The 11,589-nt window shown below is 68.0% G+C and carries 11 protein-coding genes and 1 riboswitch; of the genes, 7 read left to right on the forward strand and 4 right to left on the reverse strand.

All coding sequences use genetic code 11. The features are described from left to right. The first annotated feature begins 17 nt into the window (after positions 1–17). From HUA76_RS35515 to HUA76_RS35525, 3 genes are all read left to right on the forward strand, one after another. Complete coding sequence (locus HUA76_RS35515) at positions 18–1,397, forward strand: class I adenylate-forming enzyme family protein (protein ID WP_174458007.1); 1,380 nt, start codon at positions 18–20, stop codon at positions 1,395–1,397. A 145-nt stretch (positions 1,398–1,542) separates the two neighbouring features. Continuing rightward, complete coding sequence (locus HUA76_RS35520) at positions 1,543–1,893, forward strand: hypothetical protein (protein ID WP_174458008.1); 351 nt, start codon at positions 1,543–1,545, stop codon at positions 1,891–1,893. A gap of 171 nt (positions 1,894–2,064) precedes the next feature. Next, positions 2,065–3,405 carry a hypothetical protein gene (locus HUA76_RS35525; RefSeq protein ID WP_174463344.1) on the forward strand — a complete coding sequence of 447 codons (1,341 nt, stop codon included), beginning with the start codon at positions 2,065–2,067 and terminating at the stop codon, positions 3,403–3,405. A 62-nt stretch (positions 3,406–3,467) separates the two neighbouring features. Here the strand turns inward: HUA76_RS35525 and HUA76_RS35530 are convergent, their stop codons facing one another. Beyond that, the gene (locus HUA76_RS35530) at positions 3,468–4,007 is read right to left on the reverse strand and encodes a hypothetical protein (RefSeq protein ID WP_141641543.1); all 540 of its coding nucleotides are present in this window, start codon (positions 4,005–4,007) and stop codon (positions 3,468–3,470) included. A gap of 228 nt (positions 4,008–4,235) precedes the next feature. Continuing rightward, a riboswitch (S-adenosyl-L-homocysteine riboswitch) is annotated at positions 4,236–4,305 on the forward strand. Positions 4,306–4,392: 87 nt separating this feature from the next. Between HUA76_RS35530 and ahcY the strand changes: the two genes are divergently transcribed. The 4 genes from ahcY to HUA76_RS35550 all read left to right on the forward strand — a co-directional run bounded on the left by ahcY (position 4,393) and on the right by HUA76_RS35550 (position 10,035). After that, entirely contained in the window at positions 4,393–5,823 is a 1,431-nt protein-coding gene (gene ahcY, locus HUA76_RS35535) for an adenosylhomocysteinase (RefSeq protein ID WP_174463345.1), read from the forward strand. A 216-nt stretch (positions 5,824–6,039) separates the two neighbouring features. Further along, entirely contained in the window at positions 6,040–8,397 is a 2,358-nt protein-coding gene (locus tag HUA76_RS35540; RefSeq protein WP_254614686.1) for a patatin-like phospholipase family protein, read from the forward strand. Between the two features lie 34 nt (positions 8,398–8,431). After that, entirely contained in the window at positions 8,432–9,640 is a 1,209-nt protein-coding gene (locus HUA76_RS35545; RefSeq protein ID WP_174463347.1) for an extracellular solute-binding protein, read from the forward strand. A gap of 80 nt (positions 9,641–9,720) precedes the next feature. Further along, a complete protein-coding gene (locus HUA76_RS35550) occupies positions 9,721–10,035 on the forward strand; it encodes a hypothetical protein (RefSeq protein WP_174463348.1) in 315 nt (104 codons plus the stop codon). An 82-nt stretch (positions 10,036–10,117) separates the two neighbouring features. Here HUA76_RS35550 and HUA76_RS45805 read toward each other — a convergent pair whose 3' ends face one another. From HUA76_RS45805 to HUA76_RS35565, 3 genes are read right to left on the reverse strand one after another with little or no spacing between them, the layout of a single operon-like run. Then, the gene (locus HUA76_RS45805) at positions 10,118–10,219 is read right to left on the reverse strand and encodes a hypothetical protein (protein ID WP_141641538.1); all 102 of its coding nucleotides are present in this window, start codon (positions 10,217–10,219) and stop codon (positions 10,118–10,120) included. A gap of 3 nt (positions 10,220–10,222) precedes the next feature. After that, a complete protein-coding gene (locus HUA76_RS35560; protein WP_174463349.1) occupies positions 10,223–11,023 on the reverse strand; it encodes a hypothetical protein in 801 nt (266 codons plus the stop codon). Next, positions 10,999–11,337: a hypothetical protein gene (locus HUA76_RS35565; RefSeq protein ID WP_174463350.1), complete on the reverse strand. Its 339-nt coding sequence runs from the start codon at positions 11,335–11,337 to the stop codon at positions 10,999–11,001. Before HUA76_RS35565 ends, HUA76_RS35560 begins: the two co-directional genes overlap by 25 nt. Positions 11,338–11,589: the final 252 nt, after the last annotated feature.

Consider the following 11,589-nt stretch of genomic DNA (forward strand, 5'->3'; position numbering starts at 1 on the left):
CACGGAGCGGACGCCTCATGAGCACCGCACACGCCTTCTTCCGCGCGGATGACACCCCTGCCCTCATCCTCGGAGAGGAGACCTGCTCCTTCGCCGCACTCCGCCGAGAGGTCGAGACCCTCAAGGCGGGCCTCGTCGACAGGCCGCGCGGTCTCGCCATCCTGCGGGCCCATCGGAGCCTCGGGTTCATCACCCGCTTCCTGGCCTTCTACGAGGCGGGTGTTCCGCTGGCCGTGTTCGCGCCGGAGTGGACGGACTCGGAAGTCAAGGCGCGGAGAAGCGGCCTGGGGGACTGCTTCGAGCTGGACGAGTCCCTGTCCGTCTCCTGGCGAAGCGGCCGAAGCGAGCCGCCCCACCACCCGGAGACAGCCGTCGTCCTGTTCACCTCCGGAAGCACGGGGGCGCCTCGGGCGGTGCAGCTCTCCCGGAGGAACATCGAGGCGAACGTGGCCGCGGTCCTCGCGTCCCTCGACTTCGCGTCGGTGTCCCAGCAGACGCTGTTCCTTCCGCTCTCCTACTCCTTCGGACTGCTCGGACAACTGCTCCCCGCGCTGGCGGCGGGTGTCCCCACGTCCCTGCTCGGCAACCTGGTCGAACTCAAGCGGCTGCTCGACGAAGGGCGACTACATGGGATGATCAGCGGAGTCCCCTCCCATCACGAGACCTTGCTGCGACTGCTCGGCGACGCACCCGCGCTCACGAAAGACGTCACCCACGTCGTCTCCGCTGGCGCGGCGCTGAACCTGGAGCTGCGCCAACGCCTGATGCGGGCCTTTCCCTCCAGCCGCGTCTACACCTGCTACGGCCAGACGGAGCTGGCGCCCCGGGTGCTCTGCCTGCGCAGCGACCACCCCGCGTTTCTCTCCACCGCCACCGGCTTCCCGGTCGGCTCGCTCACCGTGAAGCTCACCCCGGAGGGCGAGCTGTGCGTGCGCGGCGAACAGGTGATGTTGGGGTATCTGGGAGCACCCGAGGCCACCCGCGAGAAGGTCCGCGAGGAGGGCTGGCTGCACACCGGCGACGTGGCGGAACGGAGTCCCGAGGGGCTGGTGACGCTCCTGGGGCGCAACGATGACCTGCTCAAGGTCGGCGGGGAACGACTGAGCCCGCTCGAAATCGAGGCGGCCCTGCGTGCCCTGCCAGGAGTGACGGACGCCGCCGTGTCGGGCCGCGACGATGCCTTGTATGGAATGACACTGACGGCCTTCCTGCAATTCGAACCCGGCGCGCCCAACCCTCTCAAGCGCGAGCTGCGGCAGGCCCTGCGTGAGCGCCTGTCCCCGCACAAGGTCCCCACCGAGTTCTACCGGGTGGAAGAGCTCCCCCGGACGTCGAATGGCAAACTGCAACGGGGCCGACTGGCGGCGTGCCTGCACCCCGAACAGCGCCTCGGCTGAGCACCCTTCCTCTCGCCCTCTCACAAACGCGCATCAACAACAAACACATCCAAATCCACCAAATTGACAGGATATCCACGAAAACCTAGACAACTCACCGCCTCCTGGGACTTCACTTTCACCAGACAGGCGCGAAGGAGTTGTCATGAAGAGACATGTGATGTTGCTGGCCGTCCTCGGCATCCTGGGTTTCGGTGGCGCGGGCTGCGGGCCTGGGGAGGAGCAGCAGGAATCCCCCTCGGAGGAGACGACCGAGCAACTGCCTGGGGAGGAGACCTCGTCCGAGGAGAACAACGTCGAGCAGTTCGCGCGCAACTGCAAGACGACCTGCTCGGGCATCACCGCCAGCGGAGGCACCTGTGGTGTCGTTGGCTTTGGCTCCACCACCTTCCTCGGCGGTTGCAAGAAGGCGTGTCGGTTCGCGCGACAGGACGCCGATGCGAAGGCGGCGAGCTATGGCTGTCAGCTCACCCAGTGCAGTGACGCCTGCGGGTAGTTCACCGATGAGCACCTGAGCCGGACCTCGGTCTGGGGACAGCAGGCCCCTGGCTTGCCGTCCCCTGCCCCTCCAGAAGCCAATCACGCACCGCGAGGAAGCGCGCCGAGGGGGCAGCGGCGCCAGGCCGGACAGTGGGCGAGAACCTCGCCGCACCGTACAGTCCGGCGCGTGACGCATTCACCGAACGACCTGGCGGCGCTCGCAGCCGATGCGACGGACACCTTTCGCCTGCGACTCGCCGAGGCGCTACGACACCAGGGCGACCCACGGGGCGAGTTCATCCAGGTGCAGTGCGCGCTCGCCAAGGCCGGGACGAAGGCCGCCGCGCCGACGCTTCGGGAGCGCGAGGCCTCGTTGCTCGCGGCACATGAGGCGACGTGGCTCGCGGAGCTCGGACTCCTGCCGGGGGACGCCGTGTTCGTGCGCGGGTTCGTGGACCGCGTCACCGTGGACGCAAGCCGCGCCCGTGGCGTCTACGCACGGCTCATCCGGATGGAGCCCGTTCGAGCCTTGAGTCTGCGCGTGGACCTTGGAGGCTCTGAAGCAGAACTCTCCCTCGTCCTCGAGGAAATCCGTCGAGCCGGCCTCCCTCCGTCGCTGGAGCAGCTCACCATCGACCGGAAGAACTCCTGGGAGGACATCCATGACGATGCGCTCGAGCGTCGACGCCAGGACACGCGGACGCTCGGGCTCTCGTTGGACCTCCACGACTTCACCCGCCCCGACGCGGGGCTCGCGCTGCTGAGCATCGCCCTCACCTCCCCTGACACAGCGTCGCTCGAGTCACTCGGCATCAAGCTCACGGGCCTCGGGGCGAATCCGCTGGAAGAGCTCCTCGATGCCTTGGAGCGCGCGGGCGCTCGACCGTCGCTGCGTGAGTGGTCCCTGGAGTTCTCCAGTCCCAACGGGAAGGAGCGCATTCGCTGGGTCCAGCTGCACTCGCTCGCGCGCCTGCTGGCCCTGTACCCGAGGCTCCAGACCCTCGTGCTGCCCATGACGGAGCTTCACGCCGAGCACGTCGAGCATCCCGAGCTGCGTGAGCTCTCACTTCACTGGCTGGGGCACACACCCTGTGGCCCCTCGGACCTGTCGCAGTGGAAGCACGCGCCCGTTCCCAAGGGCACCGGGCTCCAGTTCCTGCGGGAGGCACGACTCCCGAAGCTCGAGCGACTGCACATCGATTTCCAGTACGAGTGGTACATCGCGTGGACCCCCGAGGACCTGGCGCCCCTCTTCGAGGCGAAGGGACTTGCCGCCCTCCGTCGGCTCGAGCTGCACAACTGCCACTTCGGCGATGTGTTGTGCCGCGAGCTGGTCCGCATGAAGCACGTCCAGTCGCTCGAGGTGCTCGACCTGACGGGAGCCATCCTGACCGACGGGGGCGCCGAAGCGCTCACGCGCAACCGGGTCCATTTCCCGCACCTGACGCAGCTGATCTGCGGTCCCTGGGGGCTCTCCGAGCCCGCCTGGAAGGACCTGGTGAAGCACTACCCCGTCGTCTCGCCCTGAAGCCCCGCGGGCGCCCAGGACCTCGTGTCGGTCCTGGAGCCCGTGAGGACGGCTGACGAGGGTCAGTCCCCCGTCGCCCGCACCGTGCCACCGCTCGCCCAGTGGTCCACGGCGGCGCGCGCGGCGGTCTTGTCGAGCAGCTCCTCGAGCAGCTTGGGGCGCGCGATTTCGTCCGGCTCGAAGACACCCAGCAGCGCCAGCTCCGGCTTGGCGTCGCCGTAGTGCTCCTCGCCCACGGTGAGGAAGCTCGGGGTGTAGCTCGCGCCAATCAGGCCGCTCACCAGCGGGGCGATCTTCAGCGACGCGCCGTGGGCATGCACCGGCCCGGCGGGAACGCCGTTGCCCTTGACGAGGCCGATGTCGTGCCCCAGGAACCGGACCTCGTACGCCCGCGAGTCATCCCAGTGGGGGACCTGCTCGATGACGAGCGTCAGGGTGCCCTCGGACTTGGGGCCGGCGTCCTGGTTCGCCTTCTGGATCTGCCCCTTCAGGGCCTCGAAGACCTCGGGAGCGAGGGCCGCCCAGCGGTCGCGTCGGGCATAGGCGGCCCGGATGTTCTCGTTGATGGCCTTCAGAGATGCTCCAGCGCTTTTCGACGGCATTGCGGCCCCTCGGGGTTGTTGGGAGGCGGCGATGGTGCCTCCCTGCTGGCGGCCCTGTCCAGAATCTCACGATTCCAGGAGGTCCACGCACCCACATGGAAGCGGGGCCCGCCCCTTCAAGCCCCCTGGAGCCCTCCAGTGAAGGCGGCCGCGAGGAGGTCGCCGGCCTGCCCACCGGGGCGGCAATCTCCCTTTGAAATTCGCGGCGGCTTCTCGTAGTTTCCCCGCGACTTCGAGGAGTGTTGCGAGGCCTCTGGCCCCAGGCTCGAAGCGGAATACCCAACGGCACTCACCTGGACGCGTTGCTTGCGAGGGTGGGTCCGCTTTCAGCGGCTCGGCAGGTCCTCGCCAGCACGATTCGCAACCATCAGCAGGAGCCATTCTCATGACCGCCATTCCCCAGACCCAGAAGCAGGACCACGCCGTCGCCGACCTGTCGCTCGCCGCGTGGGGCCGCAAGGAAATCCGGATCGCCGAGAGCGAGATGCCCGCCCTCATGGCCATCCGCGAGGAGTACGCCAAGCAGCAGCCGCTCAAGGGCGCTCGCGTCACGGGCTCGTTGCACATGACCATCCAGACGGCGGTGCTGGTGGAGACGCTGCAGGCGCTGGGCGCCGAGGTGCGCTGGGCGTCGTGCAACATCTTCTCCACGCAGGACCACGCCGCCGCCGCGCTCGTCGCCGCGGGCACGCCCGTGTTCGCCCACAAGGGCGAGACGCTGAAGGAGTACTGGGACTTCACCCACCGCATCTTCGAGTTCGGCCCCGCGGGCAGCGACCACGAGGGTCCGAACATGATTCTGGACGACGGTGGTGACGCGACGCTGCTGATGCACCTGGGCAAGCGCGCGGAGAAGGACGCGAGCGTCCTCGCCTCGCCCCAGAGCGAGGAGGAGCGCGAGCTGTACGCCTCCATCAAGGCGAAGCTGGCCCAGGACTCGACCTGGTACTCGCGCAAGGCGGCGAAGATCCTCGGCGTCACCGAGGAGACGACGACGGGCGTGCACCGCCTCCAGGAGATGTCCGTGAAGGGCACCCTCCTGTTCCGCGCCATCAACGTCAACGACAGCGTGACGAAGAGCAAGTTCGACAACCTGTACGGCTGCCGCGAGTCGCTGGTGGACGGCATCAAGCGCGCCACGGACGTGATGGTGGCCGGGAAGATCGCCGTCGTCGCCGGCTACGGAGACGTGGGCAAGGGCTCCGCGCAGGCGCTGCGCGCGCTGTCCGCCCAGGTGTGGGTCACCGAAATCGACCCCATCTGCGCGCTCCAGGCCGCCATGGAAGGCTACCGCGTCGTCACCATGGACTACGCCGCGGACAAGGCGGACATCTTCGTCACCGCGACGGGCAACAAGAGCGTCATCACCCACGACCACATGGCGAAGATGAAGGACCAGGCCATCGTCTGCAACATCGGCCACTTCGACAATGAAATCGAGGTCGCCTCCCTGGAGAAGTACCAGTGGGAGGAGATCAAGCCGCAGGTCGACCACGTCATCTTCCCGGACAACAAGCGCATCATCCTGCTCGCCAAGGGCCGGTTGGTGAACCTGGGCTGCGGCACCGGTCACCCCAGCTACGTGATGTCCAGCTCGTTCGCGAACCAGACCATCGCGCAGATCGAGCTGTACTCGCACAGCGACAAGTACCAGGTGGGCAAGGTGTACGTGCTGCCCAAGCACCTGGATGAGAAGGTCGCCCGGCTGCAGCTCCGGAAGCTCAACGCGCAGCTCACCGAGCTGACCCCGGAGCAGGCCTCGTACATCGGCGTGGAGAAGAGCGGTCCGTACAAGCAGGACACCTACCGCTACTAATCCTCCGACCGGAGGACTCCTGCTGGAGCGCGAACCCGTCCGGGTTTGAGCTCCAGCAGGCCGGTGTCCCGTCGAACACGTGAGCGGTCATGAGCCGCCGCTGATGGAACGACCTCCGCTGGCGCAACATCCCTTCGCGCCAGTGGAGTCGACGATGTGGCACCCCGTCAGGAAGCCAGATGCGCCCGGGACAGGGCGGGTCTACGTTGCCGGGCCATGGGTTCCGTCGCAGCCAGCGAGGCACGCGCCGCACCGGCCGTCGCCAGGCCCTCCCCGCCCATCCGCCCTTCCATGCGCTTCCCGCTCTCTTTGTCTCCGCTCGCCCTCGCGTGCGCGCTGTTCCTCGCCACCGCGCCGGCGAAGTCACAGCCGATGGACCCGGAGGCCGCGCCCCCTTCGGCCGTCTCCCTCACCGTGAGCGGAGGCGTGTCCCTGGGTGTGTATGAAGCGGGCTTCCTGTACTACGCGCTCGCCTCGTCCCGGGGCAGTCAGCGCGTGGACCTCCGGCTGCTCACGGGCGCGTCCGCTGGCAGCCTGAACTCGCTGCTGGCGGTGCTGGCCGCCTGTGGCGTCGAGGCGCCCTCCCCCGAGAAGTCGCTGTTCTGGCGCACCTGGATTCCCATCGGGTTCGACCGCCTCTTCCTCCCGTCCTCGACGACGCCGCTCGGGATGTTCTCGCGGGAGTGGCTGGAGCGCGGAGCAGCCGGCATCGAAGAGGCCTGGAACCAGGGAGTGAGTCCCTCGTGCGACGTGGTGCTCGGCGTGTCCACCACGCGCGCGGAGCCTCGGGTCCTCTGGGCCGCGAATGGGCGCCTGTCGCTGCCGCGCATCGAGGAGAAGTTCGCCATCCGCATCCAGGGCCGAGGCCCCGGAAAGGCCCCCCGCGCCACCAACTACACGACGCCCGGCAGTCGTCGCCTGGAGCCGCTGCTCGTCACCGATGCCCAGGGCGAAATCCCCTTCGAGCACCTGCGAAACCTCATCCTCGCCTCCATGTCGTTCCCGGTGGCCTTCCCTCCGCACTCACTGCCCACCTGCGAGTCGAGCTCGTCCACCACCACGCCCGCGGTCTGCCCGCTGTCGGAGGCGAAGACCGCCCGGTTCATCGACGGAGGCATCTTCGACAATGCGCCGCTGCGGCTGGCCGTGGGGCTCGCGCGCGACGGGCTGCGGCCTGTCGACGGCAAGCTGAAGTGGCGCGACGTCCCCACGCCGGGGGTGCGCGACACCCCGAAGGGCATCGCCTTCGCGTTCGTCGACCCCGATGCCACCGAGTACCCCGTCCAGCTTCCCGCCGAGTCCCAGGCCGAGGCGGAGTCCCTGCCGGCCGAGTTGGCCGGGCTCGTCGCCGCCCTCGTGGACACGGCGCGCTCGAAGGAACTCTCCATGCTGCTCGAAGAGGAGCCCGAAATCGCCAGGCACCTCGTCGTGCCACGTCGGCACTTCCCCGCCGCGAGCGCGCCCCTCTTCGCCTTCCTCGGCTTCTTCGAGACCGAGTTCCGCACGTTCGACTTCTACCTGGGCATGTACGACGCCCGCAGGATGCTGGAGGACGTGAGCGCCGGCACGGCGCGCTTCGCGGACCCTCTTGGCGAGCCGACGGAGGAGCCCGGCGGGTGGGCGCCGTTCACCTGCATGCGCGCCGTCTATGACGGAGCCTCGGACGCCACGCGGGCCTGCCAGGGTGACGCCATGGCGGACTTCCGCGCGCTTTTGCAGGTGTCCCTGGACCAGCTCTACTTCGCGTGCAGCACCGCCCGGAAGCAAGCCGAGGGTACAACCTGGCGCAACCCGCACTGCGACCGCGCCATGGCGGGGCAGCCTCCGCCCCACGTCCCCGGCATCGCGCCGAACCGCTGGCCGGACTGGAAGAAGGGCGCCACGGAGCCGGAGCTGGACTACTCGATGCGGCTGCTGGGTGCCTATGGGTTCCAGTTTCGCGACCTCGGCGTGGAGCCGGGGCGTGGAGACCTCGCCATCGTGCGCATCCGGGAGTCCATCGGGCGGGCCCTCCACCGACTCACGTCCGCGCAGCCCGGCGCCGACAAGCAGGTGGTCGGCTTCGCGGGCAAGCTCGCCGCGGACAGCGTGGCCTTCGCTCCGCCGGACACCGTGATGCATTTCACCATGGGCCCCACGCAGAGCGAGGTCGGCCTGAGCCTGGGGGCCTTCGCGTCGAGGCTCCCCACGGGCCTCCGGTTCGCGAGCGCCGTCGGCTTCCGGGGCCTCGAGGACGTCTTCTCGTCGGGAGGAGGCGAGTCCTTCTCGGTGGCCCTCGTGGGAGGACTCGAGTACCGGCCCCGCACGGACCAGTCCTTCCTCGCGCAGAGCCGCTTCGGACTGCGTGGCGGGTGGATGTTCAGCGCCAATGACAACTATGGGACCACCGACTGCGAGGACCGCGGTGCCAGCCGGGTGACGGCCTGCTCGCGCCCCGTCGTCCAGGCCCTGGCGGGTATGGCCTTCCTGGAGCGGTTCCGCGTCCAGCTCGTCGGTGAGTGGTACCCGGGGTCCACCAACCGGAAGACGCTCTGGTCGATAGCCCCTGGCCTCGGTGTGGAAGTCGCGCTCTGATCTCTCCCTCACAGCGCCCAAAGGAAGCCACGCCATGCATTGGAGAGCCCTGCTCTGTCCTGTCGTCCTCGTCCTCGGTGCGTGCTCGGAATCACCCGACCCCACGCCCACCCCGCCTCGTCCGCTGAAGGCCGTCCTCTTCCCCTACATCCCAGACGCCGCCGGAGATGGCTTCGCGAGCCTCAAGCAGCGGCTCGAAGCAGACTTCGAGCGGGCGAACTCGGACATCGACCTGGACATCGTGTTCGACTCACAACTGGACCTCTATGACCTGGATGAAGGCGGCGCGCTGAACCAGCTCCTCGGTCAGGGCACGGGCGCCGCCCAGGTGGTGGAGGTGGACACGTTGATTCTCGGCTCGCTCGCGTCGAAGGGCTGGATTCAGCCAGTCCCCGTGCAGCCGGGCGTCTCACATCCCGCCGCCGAGGAGGCCGTGCGCATCTCCGGTGAGGACTATGGCGTCCCCACCTATCTGTGCACCTACGTCGTCTATTCGCGCAGCCCCCAACTCCAGACGGCCACGGATGGAGCGTCGCTCGTCCAGATTCTGGGCGATGTGTCCCCCGGCAAGCGCCCGCTCGCCGTGAACTTCGACGGGAGCTGGACGCTGCCCTCCTCGTACCTGGACGCCTGGGCGGACACGCATCCTGGCTCAGCGCTCGCGAGCGCCATCACCCTGCCGCTGGACTCGCCGTCCGTGGCGTCCTTCAAGACAGTCGTCGACAGCTGCGCGCTCGAGCAGGGTATCAATCCGTGTCTGGATGGCACCTACGACTCGAACACCGTGGCGGAAGAGGCCTTCGCGACAGAGCAGGCCAATGGCTTCATGGGCTACACCGAGCGGCTGTTCTTCATTCGCCAGGCCCGGCCCTCCCAGCCGCTCCCGCAGGTCATCTCCGTGCCGCTCGGCACCGGCTCGGCTCCGGCGGTCTTCGTGGACGCGCTGGTGCTCAACGCGAACTGCACCGGGACTTGCGCACAGGATGCCCACGCCTTCACCGAGTTCATGAGCGACCCCGAGGTTCGCCGGCTGATTGCCTTCAGCGAGGACGCTCCCGCGGGCACCTCGCCGCGCTACCTGCTCCAGGCCAACCGCGCCTTCTACCAGCAGGAGCCCGCGCGCTCCGACCCCATGTATCAGAAGTTCGAGCCGCTCCTCACCGGGGCCCGGCCCTACCCCAACCAGGGCTTCCCGGAGAACAGGAAGGCGCTTCAGACAGCGTTGCTGGAAGACTTGCGGTAGCACGCGAAACGGGAGGAGAAGGTGCCCGTTTCACCTTCGCCTGACGTATTCTCGTGGACCCCTTCTTCTCCGAGTCCCCCATGCGACTGACTGTTCTGAGCTTGCTCTGCCTCATGTTCACCCCTGGCTGCGGGTCCGACGTCCCGAAGTCCTCGCTCGCGGCCTGCTCGTTCACCGACAAGTGCGCGAGCGCCGAGGAGGTTTGCTACGTCAGCCAGGTCTGTGGCCCGCCCGCCTCGAACGGGGAGTCGCTGTGCCAGCAGGAGACGGGCGACCGCAAGTGTCACCGCCGCTGCCAGGACGATGACGCCTGCGGGTCTGGCGAGTCCTGCGAGACGGTCCGCTGGGTCCAGCGGACGGACATACTGAGCAACACCACCCTCTGCATCAAGTAGCAGGAGGCGCGACGTCTTGCTTTTGTGAGCAGTTGAGGGGCTGAGGACTCAGGTCCCCAGCCCCTCGACTGCTCACGGCCGCTCAGGGCTGGCCGAGGTTCGTCCAGGTGTTGGTGGCAGGGTTGTACCGCTCGATGGAGTCGTTGAGGTTCGTGGCGAGGAGGTAGCCGCTCCAGCGCCCCACCTCTCAGGGGCCGCAGGGAGATTGCATGTCCAGCCCCATGTCCAGATAGGCGCGGGCACCGCTGTTCCAGAACTTCTTCATGACGTGCTCCGCGTTGGGCATGGAGTGGCCCACTCCACACACATCCACCTTGATGGCCCCTGAGTTGGAATTGAAGTCAGCCTGGTCCAGGAAGTCCAGGTTGGGGTCCGTGGAGGACATGTGGCAGGTGCGGCAGTAGGGCTTCACGACGCCCCGATAGAGCCCCAGCCCCTTCTGCTTGGTGTTCTTCCAGTTCGGAGGCACGTAGGTGTCATTGGCCACGGCCGTCACATCCCAGACGGGCTTGGGCGCGTAGGTGCCCTCGATGAACTCACGGATGCCGTCGGTGGGGCCCGTCAGGGTCACCAGGTGGTTGAGGCGCCGCAGGGCGTCCGCCTGGGCCGCGTGGGTGAAACCCGCCGCCGTGGAGTAGCGGAAGCTGAAGACATCGAACGGGAGGAACTGCGCCTGTCCCACCACGGAGTTGGTGGCCGCGTTGTAGTTCGCCTTGATGCCATGGCAGGACAGACAGTTGCCGGGCACGAAGGTGTTGAACCCGGTGTTGTCGAGCTGCGCCGCGGGCGTCAGGAAGCCCGCGGCGTCGTAGACCATGAACTTCACGCTGTTGGGGGAGCCAGCCGGAGGCGTGAAGGTCATGGCCACGGTGGCGAACGAGTTCGTCCGGGCCACGGCGTCCTGAAGGGCGGACGCGGAGCTGCCGCCGAAGACCGGCTGGCCATTGAGCACCCCGTAGTTCTTCACATAGCAGGCAAGGCCCACCATGGACGGGGGGGCGCGGCCGTGACACTCCAGTGGAAGAGGGGCTCGGGCCGGTTGACGTGGGTGGGCCTGGTGGTGGTGATGGCCGTGGCGAACTGCTGCCAGTGGGACTCCACCGCCGGGTCCAGGTCCGGGGCCCTCAAGACCTGGAGGGAGATGGGCGTGCTCGGCTCGGGGTAGTAGCCCTCGAACAGGAACGTCTCTCCAATCACCGAGTCCCCGGTGGTGGTTCCATTGTGAGGGCCCGTCATACAGCCCGAGGTGGCCAGCAGCGTCAGACAGGACAACACGAGACGCCAGAACGAGAGCGGCGGCATGGTCGGAGCTCCTTCCGGGGAAGGCGCCCGAAATGGGGCACTTCCCCCCGAGGAGAACGGCCGCGCCCCTCCACGTCCTGACTCGCGTACCTCCAGGACGCGTCCGCGTCCAAGTCGAACGCGGCCTGCTGGGACACGGGGGTCTTGCCGACACCCCACGAGCGACACCGCTCAAAGCGTGGCCCTGGCGGACTCCCGGCACGGTGGCTGCAATCGAGGCTTCCGTGACGCACCCACCCGGGCACGGGGCTC

The organism is Myxococcus sp. CA056 (genome assembly GCF_013336715.1).
In the GTDB taxonomy this organism is placed as follows: Bacteria; Myxococcota; Myxococcia; order Myxococcales; family Myxococcaceae; genus Myxococcus; species Myxococcus llanfairpwllgwyngyllgogerychwyrndrobwllllantysiliogogogochensis.